Source organism: Streptomyces sp. NPDC058697 (assembly GCF_042715345.1).
GTDB classification, from domain to species: Bacteria; Actinomycetota; Actinomycetes; order Streptomycetales; family Streptomycetaceae; genus Streptomyces; species Streptomyces liliifuscus.
The window spans coordinates 563,571-578,147 of sequence record NZ_JBHXSU010000002.1; the positions used below are offsets into that span (position 1 = coordinate 563,571).

At 68.2% G+C, this 14,577-nt stretch carries 10 protein-coding genes; 3 read left to right on the forward strand and 7 right to left on the reverse strand.

The window, feature by feature from the left end; all coding sequences use genetic code 11:
• Positions 1–109 precede the first annotated feature (109 nt).
• From ACFWXQ_RS07070 to ACFWXQ_RS07080, 3 genes are all read left to right on the forward strand, one after another.
• On the forward strand, positions 110–1,147 hold the full coding sequence (locus tag ACFWXQ_RS07070) for a LacI family DNA-binding transcriptional regulator (RefSeq protein ID WP_383938714.1): 1,038 nt from the start codon (positions 110–112) through the stop codon (positions 1,145–1,147).
• Between the two features lie 413 nt (positions 1,148–1,560).
• A complete protein-coding gene (locus ACFWXQ_RS07075) occupies positions 1,561–3,246 on the forward strand; it encodes a ribonuclease J (RefSeq protein ID WP_383938716.1) in 1,686 nt (561 codons plus the stop codon).
• A gap of 142 nt (positions 3,247–3,388) precedes the next feature.
• Positions 3,389–4,117 carry a spermidine synthase gene (locus ACFWXQ_RS07080; RefSeq protein ID WP_383938719.1) on the forward strand — a complete coding sequence of 243 codons (729 nt, stop codon included), beginning with the start codon at positions 3,389–3,391 and terminating at the stop codon, positions 4,115–4,117.
• Between the two features lie 18 nt (positions 4,118–4,135).
• Here the strand turns inward: ACFWXQ_RS07080 and ACFWXQ_RS07085 are convergent, their stop codons facing one another.
• From ACFWXQ_RS07085 to ACFWXQ_RS07115, 7 genes are all read right to left on the reverse strand, one after another.
• On the reverse strand, positions 4,136–5,311 hold the full coding sequence (locus ACFWXQ_RS07085) for a serine hydrolase domain-containing protein (protein WP_383938721.1): 1,176 nt from the start codon (positions 5,309–5,311) through the stop codon (positions 4,136–4,138).
• 120 nt (positions 5,312–5,431) lie between these two features.
• Positions 5,432–7,603 (reverse strand): RICIN domain-containing protein, encoded by a 2,172-nt coding sequence (locus ACFWXQ_RS07090; RefSeq protein WP_383938724.1) that lies wholly within the window; start codon positions 7,601–7,603, stop codon positions 5,432–5,434.
• A 128-nt stretch (positions 7,604–7,731) separates the two neighbouring features.
• Positions 7,732–10,059 (reverse strand): glycoside hydrolase family 3 N-terminal domain-containing protein, encoded by a 2,328-nt coding sequence (locus ACFWXQ_RS07095; RefSeq protein ID WP_383938727.1) that lies wholly within the window; start codon positions 10,057–10,059, stop codon positions 7,732–7,734.
• Between the two features lie 128 nt (positions 10,060–10,187).
• Complete coding sequence (locus ACFWXQ_RS07100) at positions 10,188–11,006, reverse strand: carbohydrate ABC transporter permease (protein ID WP_383938730.1); 819 nt, start codon at positions 11,004–11,006, stop codon at positions 10,188–10,190.
• Positions 11,003–11,935, reverse strand: coding sequence for a carbohydrate ABC transporter permease (locus ACFWXQ_RS07105; RefSeq protein WP_383938733.1), 933 nt, complete (start codon positions 11,933–11,935; stop codon positions 11,003–11,005). The genes ACFWXQ_RS07100 and ACFWXQ_RS07105 overlap by 4 nt, the downstream gene beginning before the upstream one ends.
• Before the next feature lie 14 nt (positions 11,936–11,949).
• Complete coding sequence (locus ACFWXQ_RS07110) at positions 11,950–13,233, reverse strand: ABC transporter substrate-binding protein (RefSeq protein ID WP_383938736.1); 1,284 nt, start codon at positions 13,231–13,233, stop codon at positions 11,950–11,952.
• 257 nt (positions 13,234–13,490) lie between these two features.
• Complete coding sequence (locus ACFWXQ_RS07115; protein WP_383938738.1) at positions 13,491–14,564, reverse strand: LacI family DNA-binding transcriptional regulator; 1,074 nt, start codon at positions 14,562–14,564, stop codon at positions 13,491–13,493.
• Positions 14,565–14,577 lie beyond the last annotated feature (13 nt).

Here is a 14,577-nt window from a genome sequence, read left to right on the forward strand (position 1 = left end):
TGCACGATTGTTACGACGGAGATTTCGTGCAGCCCTCGCAAGGAACCTGCCGAGCCGCCGGCTCGTACGTACACTCTGCGGCAACGTTGCCCAAGGGGAGAGGAACCGGATGGAGCCGCAAGCACCGCGCCGCCGCGTCACGATCATCGACGTGGCGCGCCACGCCCAGGTGTCCACGACCGCCGTGTCCAAGGTTCTGCGCAACGCCTACGGCGCCAGCCCCGAGATGCGCGCGAAGGTGCGCCGGTCGATCGAGGAACTCGGCTACCGGCCGCACGCGGGGGCCAGGGGCCTGCGCGGGCAGACGTACACCATCGGCGTGATGCTGCCCGACATCCGCAATCCCTTCTTCCCCGAGATCCTCGACGGGATCACCGACCGCCTCGCGGGAACCGACTACCAGGTGTTCCTGGGCCCGGGCTGCAACGGGGAGTTGGCGGAAGCACGGGTCACCGAGGCCATGATCGACCGGGGAATGGACGGCCTCGTCCTGATCGCACCCGTGTCACAGCGCACCCATCTCGAGCACGTCGCCTCCGTCGTCCCGACCGTCGTCATCGGCCGCCATGGGCATTCCCCGGTGTACGACACCGTGACGGACGACGACGTGGCGGGCGCGTCCTTGGTCGTCGGCCACCTCGCCGGCCTCGGCCACCGCCGGATCGCCCACATCGAGCACCACGAAACCGACCCGACACGCATCGCGGAGATGCCCAACGCCCAGCGTGCCGACGGGTATCGGCGTGCCATGCGATCCTTGGGCCTCGCAGAGGAGATCGACATCGTCTCCACCACCTACACCCAGCAGGGCGGCTACGAGGGCGCCAGGGAACTGCTCGCGCGCCCTCGCCGGCCCACGGCTGTCTTCGCCGGTGCGGACATCGTTGCCATGGGTGTGCTGGAGGCGCTCACCGAAGCAGGGCTGTCCGCTCCCGGTGACATGTCGGTGGCCGGCTACGACAACACGACGTTCGCCTCGTTCGGTCCGATCTCACTGACCAGCGTCGACCAGGCGGGCCACGAGATCGGCGGGAACGCCGCACGCCTTCTCCTGGAGCGGATTACCGACCGCCACAAGGCACCGGTCCAGGTCAAGCTCTCCCCCTCGCTGATGCCACGCCGGACCACGGCTCCTCCCCCGGAGTAGCCCGACGTTTCCGGGGTCCGACAGCGCGGCGTTCAACCGCTCACTGGAGAGAAGCCTCCTCGGCATGCCCAGCGTCCGCGGCAGGCGACGTACCTTGCCATCGGCGCCGGTGCCGACGCGTTGAGCGCCTCAGCGGTTCCGGCAGCGGAGCGCTCGCGGATCCGCTCTCCAGGCCCGCCCGGCTACTGGCGGTACGCGGCCTGGCCGAGGAGGGCGAGGGACATGAGATCTCCTCCAGCGCACCCGGTGTACGGCTCAGCCGCGGCGAGCCTCTACCATCTCCACCGCGCGCTGTCGCGTCAGCTGCCGTGGCGGCCCCGCTCCCCCGCTCACAGCCGCAGCCGCGCCCCGAGAACGGGCTGATCGGGGCAGCCAGTGGATCACCTCGGCGGACTCTCCGGTAACGTCGGAATATGAGCCATCCACATCCCGAACTCAAAGCCGCCCCTCCCCTGCCTGAAGGAGGGCTGAGGGTCGTCGCCCTGGGCGGTCTGGGTGAGATCGGCCGCAACATGACCGTCTTCGAGTATGCCGGCAAGCTGCTCATCGTCGACTGCGGCGTGCTGTTCCCCGAAGAGACCCAGCCCGGCGTGGACGTGATCCTGCCGGACTTCACATCCATCCGTGATCGCCTGGACGACATCGTGGGCGTAGTACTCACCCACGGCCACGAAGATCACATCGGCGGCGTGCCGTATCTGCTGCGCGAGCGCTCCGACATCCCTGTCGTGGGCTCGAAGCTGACACTGGCGTTCCTCGAGGCCAAGCTCAAGGAGCATGGAATCCGGCCGCGCACTGTCCGGGTACGTGAGGGCGACCGGCGCGGCTTCGGCCCCTTCGACCTCGAATTCGTGGCGGTCAACCACTCCATCCCGGACAGCCTCGCGGTCGCGATCCGTACCGGAGCAGGGATGGTGCTGCACACCGGCGACTTCAAGATGGACCAGTTCCCGCTGGACGACCGCATCACCGACCTGCGCGCCTTCGCCCGTCTCGGCGAGGAAGGCGTCGATCTCTTCCTCACCGACTCCACCAACGCCGAGGTCCCCGGCTTCACGACCTCCGAGCGCGAACTGAACCCGGCGATCGAGCAGGTGATGCGCACCGCCCCGCGCCGGGTGATCGTCTCCAGTTTCGCCAGCCATGTGCACCGTATCCAGCAGGTCCTGGACGCCGCGCACCAGCACGGCCGCAAGGTCGCCTTCGTGGGCCGCTCCATGGTCCGCAACATGGGCATCGCCCGCGACCTCGGGTATCTCAAGGTTCCCAGCGGCCTGGTCGTGAGCACCAAGGAGATGGAGAAGCTAGCCGACCACAAGATCACCCTGGTGTGCACCGGATCCCAGGGCGAGCCCATGGCGGCTCTGTCCCGGATGGCCAACCGCGACCACGTGATCCGCATCGGCAAGGGCGACACCGTCCTGCTCGCCAGCTCCCTGATCCCCGGCAACGAGAACGCCATCTACCGAGTCATCAACGGGCTGACCCGGTGGGGCGCACATGTCGTCCACAAGGGCAACGCCAAGGTGCACGTCTCCGGGCACGCCAGCGCCGGTGAGCTCGTCTACTGCTACAACATCGTCAAGCCCCGCAATGTCATGCCCGTGCACGGAGAATGGCGCCACCTGCGGGCCAACGCCGACCTGGCCATCCGTACGGGGGTCGATCCCGAGCGGGTGGTCATCGCCGAGGACGGCGTCGTCGTCGACCTCGTGGACGGGCGTGCGTCGATCACCGGCAAGGTGCCCGCGGGCAACGTCTACGTGGACGGCATGGAGGTCGGCGGCGCCACCGAGGCGTCCCTGAAGGACCGCCTCACGCTCGCGGAGGAAGGCGTGGTCACCGTGGTGGCTATCGTCGACGCCGACACGGGCGCCCTTGCCGAGACCCCCGACTTCCTGGCCCGCGGGTTCGTCCACGACGACACCACCTTCGAACCGGTCATCCCCGTCATCGAGAAGACCCTGGCGACCGCGGCCCAGGAGGGCGTCGGCGACGCACACCAGCTGGAACAGCTCATCGCCCGCGCCGTGGCGAACTGGGCCTTCCGCACCCACCGCCGCAGGCCCCTCATCATCCCGGTCATCATCGACGCCTGACCGGCCCACTTCCCGTGTCCTGCCCCGCCGGCAGCCTTGCCGGCGGGGCAGGGACGGTTTCGCGCCTGCGTACACGCCTGCCGCGGAGCAGCGTTCCAGGCATCGACTTCCGGCACCGACGGTGCCTCAGAAAGGCAGACGGATGAGCGCGCGCTTCGAGGAGATCGACTGGCGTCCGACAGCGATGGGCGACATCAGCCTGCGCCGCCGACGCGACCCTGCATCGGGCACCGATGTGTACGAGGTGAAGCTCGGCGACGAGTTCTTGATGTCCAGCCTCTTCACAGCCGGCGAGATCGCGCTCACGGAACTCGGACTGGCGGGTCTGCCCGACACCGAACTGGACGTCGTGGTCGGCGGACTCGGGCTCGGGTACACCGCCGAGGCCGCGCTCGACGACCCCCGGGTGCGCTCGCTGACCGTGATCGAAACACTTGCCGAAGTCATCGACTGGCATCAGCGGGGCCTGGTCCCACTCGGCGCCCGGCTGGCTTCGGACGCCCGCTGCCGCCTGGTGCAAGGCGACTTCTTCGCGCTGGCGGCCGATTCGCAGGGTCTGGACCCGGAGGAACCTGGCCGCCGCTTCCACGCCATCCTGCTGGATGTCGACCACTCACCGCGCCATGTGCTTCACCCGCGCCACGCGGCGCTCTACCAGCCTGCCGGGCTCCGCGCTCTCGCCGAACACCTCCACCCCAACGGGGTCTTCGCCCTGTGGTCGAACGACCCGCCGGACAAGCAGTTCACCGCTGTACTCGCCGAGGTCTTCCCGCAATCAGCGGCCCACGTCGTCGACTTCGCCAATCCCCTGCAGGGCGGCACCTCGACCAACACCGTGTACGTGGCCAGAACAGAACCCGGCCCGTCATAGGCGAACAGTCCTGCCAGATCAGGGGCCGCTTATCGCGGGCAGCAGATGGTCGCGAATGAACTCCCCTGGATCGATCTCCTTGTTGATGCTTTTGTCGCTGGTGTTCTCGCTGGTCACGAGCACGATGTCCGCGCTGGGGATGACGTAGATGAACTGCCCGCCGAATCCCCAGGCAAAGTACATCGAGCGTTCGGAGACGCTCTGCATCCACCAGCCCTCGGAATAGGCGAATTCGTCGTCAACCCGGGCGGTCTTGACCTGCGCCGCACGCACAGCATCACGTGGCACAAGCTGCCGGCCACCCCACTTGCCGTCGTGCAGATAGAGCAGACCGAACTTCGCCATTTCCCGTGGCGTCAGGTAGACGTTGTACCCGCCGGAGAAGACGCCTTGCGGGTCACGGCCCCAATGCTCGGCCGTGATGCCCATCGGTTCGAACAGGTATCGGTGGGCGAACTGGCACGTGCTCATGCCGGTCGCCTTCTGCAGCACGGCCGAGACGACATGCGTATCGCCGCTGCTGTAGTTGTACGTCGTGCCAGGGGCGGAGACGAGCTCACGGTCGAGAATCGCCCGGACCCAGTTCGACGTCTTCCCGATCTGAATCTCGGTCGAATCCTCCGTCCAGTCGAGACCTGACCTCATGGTCAACATATGCCGGACAGTGATCTTCTTCTTGTCCGGCGACGCCTCCCCGAAGTACTCCGGCAGGTAGTCGGCCACCGGGTCGTCCAGGCTTCCGATGTCATCCTTCGCGACGGCGATGTGGACCAGCGCCTGCAGGATGCTCTTCGACGCCGAGTGGACGTTGTTGCTCCGTTGTGCGCCACTACCGTGGTAGTACCGCTCGGCCACGAGACGGTCGTTTCGGATGACCAGGGCGCTGAGCAGTGAAGCGTTGTTCCCGAGCTTGGTCAGCCCTGTACGCAACTTGGCGGAATCCATCCCCTGCGCCTCCGGCGCGGTCGGCGACCAGTCGTCACCATCGTCCCGGGGATCCTTGTACGTCGGATTGCTCTCGTAGAACGTCCGGCCGTTGCCCGCGATCCGGCCGCAATCGACGGCCGCCGCCGTGGCCGCCCCCGTTGCTGTCGACTTCGACGTTGCCGCCTCGGTACACCCGGCCAACGCCAGCAGCGACAGCATCGGCACTGCCCAGGCGATCCGCCGCGATCCTTGTTTTCGCAATCTCATGACTGACTGCATTCTCCTCAGTGCGAAACGACAGCACTAGCCTCGCCGTTTCGCTTGAGGATGGCGGCTGTTCCGGCGGAAAGAGCGAACTGAGCCCGCACTCCATGAGAGTGACGATTCTCAGTTTCGGCTCCACCTTTGGGTGGCGTTGCCCAGTGCCGTCGAGAGTTGTACCGGCGAACCGTTGGCCGTGGCCCAGTTGGTCACGTCGATGGCGTGGCCGTTGGAGCGGTTGATGACCGAGCCGTCCAGGCGGAACCACCACTTCTGGCTCGTCTTGCCGTTGCAGGTCCAGAGGATGAGCTTGGTACCCGAGGTCGTGCCATCACCGTCCGCCGCGAGGCACTTGCCGGCGACTCGGAGTTCGCCCGCGGTGGTCTGCGTGATGGTCTGGTTCGCGTTCCGGGAGCAGTCGTAGATCTGTACCTGCACGCCCGTCTGGCCGTTCGGGACGTCGAGGCAGCGGCCGGAGTTGGCGCCCCTCAAAGTGAACGGGGTGTCCGTCGGCAGGGGGTCCTGGACCACCTGCCAGTCCTGCGAGCCGTCGCCGGTCGACGTGGCCAGGGTGACGGCGCCGTTCTGGGTCGTACCCGTCATGAACAGAGTCGTGTTGCGGACCGAGCGGAGCTTGTAGTGGCCGTCGGTCGACGGTACGAGGGTCCACTGCTTGTCCGTTGCTCCGTCGTCGACCCATTGTGCGAGCCTCTGCCCGGCGGTGGCGGTGCCGGTCCAGATGGCGACCGAGCGGCCGCCGGCCTTGTTGAGCAGGGTCACGTTGCTGCCCTTGGCCGTGAGATGCCAGCGCTGGGTGTCGTTGCCCGCGTCCCGGGTGCGCAGGACGAGGTCGGGGACGTCGCCCGTGAGGTTCGCGTCCTGCGTCTTGCCGGCGTCGGGGCTGAGGACCTGGCCCGTCGCGCGGTTGACGAGGGTGCTGTAGGTGCCCGCGGACCGGCCGAGGTCGACCTCGCCGTAGCGTATGGGACCGTATCCGGTGCCGAAGTCGGCCTGGAGGACGACGACACGGCCCGTGCCCTCGACGTACTGGAGCGTGCGGCTGTAGCCGGAAGTGACCGGTGTCCGGTACTCCTTCCAGGTGCCGTCGCTCCTGCCGGACTCGTTCACCCAGACGTTGCCGCTGCCGTTCGCGTTGTAGACGATCCGTCCGTCCGGCATCGTGATGAGCACGGGGCTGCCGCCCGTCGACAGGGCGCGTCCCCCGGAGGGCACGGGCAGGCTGGTGACCGGGAGGTCCGTCACACCGGTCGGGTAGAACTTCAGCGGGTCGTCCGCGAGCCGGTATCTCGCGTTCGCTCCGCCGCCCCAGTACTCGTAGGTGAGCAGCCACTTGCCGTCGGTGGTCTCGGCGATCGTCGTCATGCCCGGGCGGCCGTTGCCGATCAGGGTCTTTCCGTCCAGGTTCTCGGTCGTGCCCGGGACGTCGACGATCGGCTGGCTCCAGGACGACGTGCTGCCGCCGTCCCAGGTCCTGTGCACGAGGATCTGGTTGCGCGCGTCCGTGGCCGTGTCGTCGGCCGGGTCGCGGGTCGGGATACCCGTGGCGGCGTCGAAACCGAGGTAGTCGTGCTCGTCGGAGTAGTAGGCGACGAGCTTGCCGTTGCGGGCGACGAGATACGGCTCCCAGACGGGATCAGACTGTGCGGAGGTGTTGGCGTTCGAGATGCGGGCGCCCTGCCACCCACCGGCGGCGATGATGTTCTCGATCCGCCAGGTCGAGCCGTTGTCGGTGCTGGAGTACAGCGCGATCGCCACGTCTTTTCGGTCGCCGTCCCCGTCCGCCGTCCAGTTGGGGTCGGCTGCCTTGCGCTCCCGGTAGTACGGATCGTCCCCCGAGACGACGCTCGCCAGGAGCAGCGTGCCGGCCTTCAGTGTTCCGACGTCCTGCGGAAGCACGTAGAGGTACGGGTTCGTCCAGTTGCTCGTGTACTTCGCGTACTTGGCGTCGCCGGACAGCGAGGCAGGTGCCTTCAGGTCGGTCAACTTCTGCCACGTCGTGCCGTCGTCGTCGCTCTTGTAGACGGGCAGCGTCTGTCCCAGCGGGTCGCCCTTGCTGTTCTCGAACGACACCACGATGCGGCCGCTCGGAAGCTGGGCCGACTTCGGGTAGAGAACACAGGGCTTCTTGTTGCACGCGGCGTTGTCCTGCGACACGTACAGATCCGTCTGGCTCGGCTGATATGCCGACGCACTCCCTGATGAGGAAACGGCGAATGCCACGCAGACGCCGAAGGCTGTCGCAGTCGCGAGAGCCCTCCGTATCAATCTCTGGATCACTGCGGCTCCACTGATCGTGTGGTCGGTGGCCACGGAAGTCGGCAGGCCGGCTCCGTGGCCGAAGGGGAAAGCTGTTTCTTGACTCAAAGGTGTTTCGTGACTTGGTGTGCCGAGGAGGTGGGGCGGAGTCAGGTCCGGAGGATCGTGACGGCTGTGGTCATCGTGCGGGTGTGGTCGACGACCCGCGTCTCACCGCTCAGTTCCACGTCTACGGACCGTCCCCGATCCCCGGCCGACTGCGCGACGGTCAGCACGATGAGGCCGGGCTCGACGCGACGGCGCAGGTCCCGGCCGGTGAAGGCGGTCATGTCCGCGTGCACTTCGAACTCCACGGTTCGTGTCTCACCGGCGGCCAGCTCGACCCGGGTGAAGCCGATCAGCTGGCGGACGGGCCTGGTGACGGACGCGACCGGATCGGTGAGGTACAGCTGAGGCACCGAAGTGCCCTCCCTGGAACCGGTGTTGGAGATCGTGGCCCGTACCGTGACCGTCCCGTCGACCGCGATGGTGTGCGTGTCGGCCCGCGTCTCCTCGATGGCGAAGGACGTGTAGGACAGGCCGTGTCCGAACGGGAAGGCGGGGGTGGGGTCGATGTTGCTCACGCCGTCGCTCTTGAGCGCGAGCGGGGGTGCCAGGTAGGTGCCCGGCTGACCGGCCGTGTCGCCCGGGATCTGCACCGGCAGGCGTCCGGAGGGGTTGACCCGCCCGGAAAGTACGCCGGCGATCGCCGCCGCGCCCTCCTCGCCGGGGAAGAACGCCTGCACGGTCGCGTCCGCCGTCCGAGCGTGCCGGCCGATCGCGTACGGGCGGCCCGAGACGACGACGAGGACGGCCCGGCGCGCCGCGCCGAGGACGGCCTCGACCAGTTCGTCCTGCACCCCCGGAAGGGTCAGGTCGCCGACGTCGCAGCCCTCGCCGGAGGATCCGTGGCCGAACAGGCCGGAGCGGTCGCCGACGACGAGAATCGTCACGTCCGCCGCGGTGGCGGCCGCCACCGCGGCTTCGATGCCGCCGCGGTCGTCCCCGGTGATCTGGCATCCGGTCTCGTGACGCACCACTGCCTCGGGGAACTCCCGCCGGATGGCGTCGAGCACCGTGGGCGCCTCGATTCCCATGGGCGCCGCGGGGTGGTGGGGAAGCACATGGTTGGGGAACGAGTAGCAGCCGAACAGGCAGTTGGCGTCGTCGGCCGCGGGACCGATCACGGCGACGGAGTGCGTGCCGGTGAGCGGCAGGAGGTCCGAGGCGTTGTCGAGCAGGACGACGGACTCCTCGGCCAGTGTGCGGGCGATACCGCGGTTGCGCGCCGAGTCGAAGTCCGCGGGGGCCGTGTACTGGCCGGGGCGCCAGTCCGGGTCCAGCAGGCCGAGTCGGGCTTTCTGCGTCAGGACGCGCAGGGCCGCACGGTCGAGAAGGTCCAGAGGGACGCCGTGTTCCACGAGCGCCTGCCCGTACGCCGTGGTGTGCGGCAGTTCGACGTCGATCTCGGCCCGGAGTGCGGCGCGGGCCGCGTCCGGGATGTCGGCCGCCACGTGGTGCAGGGTGGCGAGGAACGCGACGGCCCAGTAGTCGGAGACGACGGTGCCCTCGAATCCCCAGGTGTCACGCAGGAGTTGGGTGAGCAGGTGCTCGTCCGCGCCGCAGGGCACGCCGTCGATGTCGTTGTAGGCGTTCATGACCGAGCCGACGCGGCCCTTCACCACTGCCTTCTCGAACGGGACGAGGACGACGTCGGCGAGTTCGCGCGGACCGAGAGCGGCCGGGGCGTGGTTGCGTGCCGCCCGGGACGCGGAGTACCCGGCGAAGTGCTTCAGCGTGGCTACGACACCGGCCGACTGCAGCCCCTGGACGTAGGCCAGGCCCAGTTCCGAGACGAGGTACGGGTCCTCTCCGAGAGTCTCCTCCACCCGGCCCCAGCGGTAGTCGCGTACGACGTCCACGACGGGGGACAGCCCCTGGTGGACGCCGACGGCCGCCATGTCCGAGCCGATGGCCGCCGCCATCCGCCGTGTCAGGCCGGGGTTGAACGTGGCCGCCCAGGCGAGCGGGGTCGGGTAGACCGTCGCCTGCCAGGCGTTGAGCCCGGTCAGGCACTCCTCGTGGGCGATGGCAGGGATTCCGAAACGGTTCGCCGCGACGACCCGTTCCTGCATGGCTGCCAGCCGTTCGCGGCCGGCCTCCGGGGCGAGGGGTGCTGTGCCGAAGACCCGTGTCAGGTGTCCCAGCCCGTCCACGATCGCGTCGTCGAACTTCTCGGCGCCACGGAAGGTGTCCTGCATGGGAGCGACGTCGCCGCCCGCGTCGTGGCCCGGCCACGTGCTGCCGAGCTGCGCGATCTTCTCGGCCGTGGTCATGGCGCCGAGCAGGGCTCGGGCGCGGTCGGACGCGGGCAGCGCCGGGTCGTGCCACAGCCCGGTCGTCGGGCGCTCTTCGCTGATCGTCACGGTGGAATCCATTTCTGTGTGCGGGCACCCGAAGGGCGCGTGCAGGCACCACGAGGGGCGCCGCGAAGGGCATGCGAAGGGCGTGCTGGGGAAGCGCAGTTGGAGAAGCGAGGGCCGCGGGCGCACCGGGCCCGGGCCCGTCACTTGCCGCCGGCCCCCATGAGACCGGCCACCAGGGCCCGGCGGGCGAAGAGGTAGACGACGAGGATGGGCGCGGCGGACAGCAGCACGGCGGCCAGCAGTGCCGGCACGTTCGCGCCGTACTGGGAGACGAAGTTGTACAGGCCCAGCGTCACCAGCTTGGTGTCGTCGGACTGGGTCATGATCAGCGGGAAGAGGAAGCCGTTCCAGGCCTGGAGCGCCGCGAAGACCGACGTGGTCGCGATGGCCGACGTCGACATCGGGACGACCAGGGTCAGCAGGGACCGGGCCGGGCTCGCGCCGTCCAGCGCCATGGCCTCGTACAACTCGGTGGAGATGTCCCGCATCCCGCCGCTGAGGACCAGCACGCTCACCGGCAGCGCGAACGCGGCGGTGGGCAGGATGATGCCCCACAACGTGTCGTAGAAGCCGAGGTCGTTGACGATGAGGAAGAGCGGGATGATCACCGCCTGGGAGGGAATCGCAAGGCCCAGCAGGAACAGCCGGAACACTCCCCTGCTGTACCAGCCCCTCCCCCGTACGACCGCGTAGCTGATCGGAATGCCCAGGGCCAGCACGATGGCGACCGTGCCGGCGGCCACGAGGACGGTGTTCCAGATGTACTGCAGGAACCCGCTGTCCAGCACCGTGCTGAAGTTGTCGAAGGTCAGGGCCGTGGGGAGTCCGAGGGGGCCCTCGTCCGTGTAGTTCGACCGCGGTTGCAGCGCGGTGTTCAGCAGCGCGTACAGCGGTACGCCGATGATGAGCAGCCAGACGAACGCGGCGGCCCCCGCGGCGTAGTTCGGGCGTGTCCTCACAGCCCCTCCAGGGTGCTCGTCATCTTGTCGTATCCGCTGAGCTTGGTGAGGAGGACCGAGGCGGCGGTGGCGAGCAGCAGCAGGAAGCTCGCGATGGCGCTGGCGTAGCCGTAGTCGTAGGTGCGGAACGCGGTCTGGTACATCGAGAAGGGCAGGATCGAGGTGTCCGTGCCCGGGCCGCCGTTGGTCAGCAGCAGCACGATGTCGAAGGCGGTGAGGCCGCCGACGACCATGAAGACCGTCGAGGTGATCATCGTGTTGCGCAGCTGCGGCAGCGTGATGTGGAGGAACTGCAGCCTCCTTCCCGCACCGTCGATCGCGGCCGCCTGGTACAGCGTCTGCGGGATGGCGCGGGCGGCCCCTTGGTAGAGCAGGCTGTGGAAGGGGACGAACTGCCAGCTGGTGACCAGGACGAGACAGGCGATCGCGCCCTGCTGGGTACCGAGCGGATTCGCGCCGAAGAGCCACTGCACCTTCGACGGCAGGCCGAAGTTCGGGTCCAGTAGTTGGCGCCACATGATGGCCGTGGCCGCCGTGGACAGCAGCAGTGGCAGGAAGAACACCGCCGACAGGACGGCCCGGTTGCGCTGGTGGCCGGCCGCCCAGACGCCCAGCAGGATGCTGACCGGCGCCTGGACCAGGATGTTGCCGACCAGCAGGACGCCCGTCACGGCGGTGGCCTGCCAGACCTGGCTGTCACCGAAGAACCGCGACCAGTTCTCGGCACCTGTGAACTGTGGGGTGTTCAGTCCGTCCCAGTGGGTGAAGGAGAGGTACAGCACCCCCACCATCGGTGCGACGGCGAAGACGAGGAAGAACAGCAGCCCGGGTACGGCCCAGGCCACGCCGGGCCGCTCCAGGGTGGGCGGAGCGGTCCGGTCACGAACCCGCTGCTTGCCGAAGGACCGCGAAGTCGTTGCGGAGACCACGTGGACGTGCCTTCCTACTTCTTGATCGCCAGTACCGCGCCGACGAACTGCTCCGGCGAGCTCTGCCCGTTGAACAGCTTCTGGATCTCGGTCAGCAGCGGGGTGCCCAGAGTGAGGCCGAGCGCCTGGTCCCAGGACTGGGTGAAGGCGGGGGCCTTCTTCACCAGGTCGTACTGGAAGTTCGCGTACGCCGGGTCGGTCGCCTTGGCGAGGAACTGCGCGGCGTCCGACGTGATCGGCACCTCACCCTTCTCGACCAGTCCCCTGACGTAGGCGTCGCTGTACGTGGTCGCGAGGAACTCCGCCGCGGTCTGCTGGGCGGCACTCGTGGTCACCGAAAGGTAGTTGGTCGGGTTGCCGACCACGTTGGCAACGTCGCCCTTGCCTCCCGCGACGCTCGGGAAGGCCACGTATCCCAGGTCCTTCTTGGTGAACTCCGGGTCCTCGCTCTGCTGTTGCGCGTACTCCCAAGAGCCCATCAGCACCATCGCCGCCTTGCCCTTGTTCAGCAGGGTGGTGGTGCCGCCGGGGCCGTAGTTCACGGAGCCGAAGCTCTTGCCGAAGGCGCCGCTGTCCACCAGCTCCTTGATCATCTGTGCGGTCCTGAGGACCGCCGGGTCCTTCCACCGCGACCAGTCGCCGGCCGCGATCTTCGCGAACAGCTCCGGACCCGCGAGACGGTCGACCAGGTACTCGATCCACATCAGCTCGGTCCACGAGGAGGTGGCGTTGCCGGCGAGGGCGAATGGGGTGACGCCCTCGTCCTTGAAGACCTTCACCAGGTCCTGCAGCTCGGCGTAGGTCTTCGGCGGTTCGGCTCCGGCGTCGGAGAAGACCTTCTTGTTGTAGAAGAGGAACACCGGCTGGGTGCCGCGGCACGGGATGCCCACGAGCTTGCCGTCGACCTTGCCGGCGGCCAGCGCGGAGGGCAGGAAGTGCGACTCCAGGGCGGAGTCGAGCTCGACCAGCTTCCCTGCCTTGACATAGTCGTCGAGGCTGCCGCCGCCCCAGTTGAAGAACATCCCGGGCATCTTCGAGGAGCCCATCGCGGTGCGCAGCTTGTCCTTGTATCCGTCCGTGGCTATGACGGTCATGCTGACCTTGCCCTTGCCGCCGGAGTTGAAGGTGTCCACGGCCGTCTTCTGGACCGGGTTGGTCGGGTCCTGCAGTGTCCAGAAGTCCACGTTGCCCGTGGGAGAGGACGTGGTGCTGCCGGACGAGCCGCAGCCGGCCGCGGTGACGCTCACCGCGGTGGCCGCCGTGGCGGTGAGAAACCACCGTCGCGACACTCTGTTCATCGTTGAACACCTTTCGACTGGGCAGGGTCCCCTTTCGCGGGCGTGCTTCACCCGTCAGGCCGTCCCGGACCTGTCAGCAAGGGGACATGAATCGATGGCCAGGACCGTCAGGTGCTTACGCAAGGTTTGCGTCCCGATGCGCCTGCGGCTGAGCCGGCGTCGGTCACGCTAGGCGGCGCTATTCGGCCTCGGCAATAACCGATGGGCCCTCGGTTGCGAAAGACTTTCGTAGTACGGGGGGGTTGCGGAATCCGAGGTCAAACGCCTTGCTCCGGCCCGGACTTCGGCGGGGCCGTGGACATACGCACGATCAATTCCGTCGCGAGTTCCCTGCGCGTCGTCGCGGGAGGCTTGCCGTCGGCCAGGTCCAGCAGGACACGCGTGGCCTCCTGGCCCAGCTCCCGGAAGGGCTGCCGTACGGCACTCAGCGGCGGTGAGGCCATCGCGGCCACCAGGGTGTCGTCGAACGACATGACCGACAGCTCGCGCGGCACGGAGATACCGAGCTGCCGGGCGGCCTCCATCGCGCCCAGTGCCTGGACGTCGCTCGCGGCGAACAGCGCCGTCGGCTTCTCGGGCCGGCCCAGGACGTGGCGGGCGGCGCGCAGGGCCTCGCCGTAGTCGAAGTCCGTCGACCGAACGAGCGCCGGGTCGTAGGGGATTCGGGCCTCCGCGAGGGCGGCCCGGTAGCCGTGCAGGCGTGCGGATCCGGCCAGTGAGCTCGAACGGCCGGCCAGCATGCCGATCCGGCGGTGCCCGAGGTCGATCAGGTGCTGGACGGCGGTCGTCGCGCCGTTCCAGTTGGTCACACCGATGCTCGGGATGTCCACGTCCGGGGCGTTCAGGGGATCGACGAGCACCACCGGCAGGCGCTGTTCCAGGATCCGGCGCTGGTCCTGCTCGGCAAGGGTGGATATGACGATGACGACCCCGAGCGCGTCCAGCTTGAGACACTGTTCCAGCCACTGGGCGATCGAGCGCCGGCCCGTCGTGCCGACGGTCGTGTGGACGCCCACCTCGGCCGCCGACTCCACGATGCCCCGGACGACTTCCAGGGTGTAAGGGCCGGCCAGATCCCGGAACACCGCCAGGAGCTGCCTCGGCCGATGCGCGGCGGTCTCCCCCGCACGGACATAGCCGTGTTCGGTCAGCAGCGCCTCGATCCGGGCCCGCGTCGACTCGGACACGTCGCGTCTCCGGTGGACAACCTTCGAAACGGTCGCGAGCGAGACGCCGACCTCGTCGGCTATCGAGGTGAGAAGCCCGTACTGGGCATTGCGGCGCGACCTGGCTGGGCCCGTCACTTCGATGTAGCACCTCTCTGCGGGCATCAGCTGACTGCGC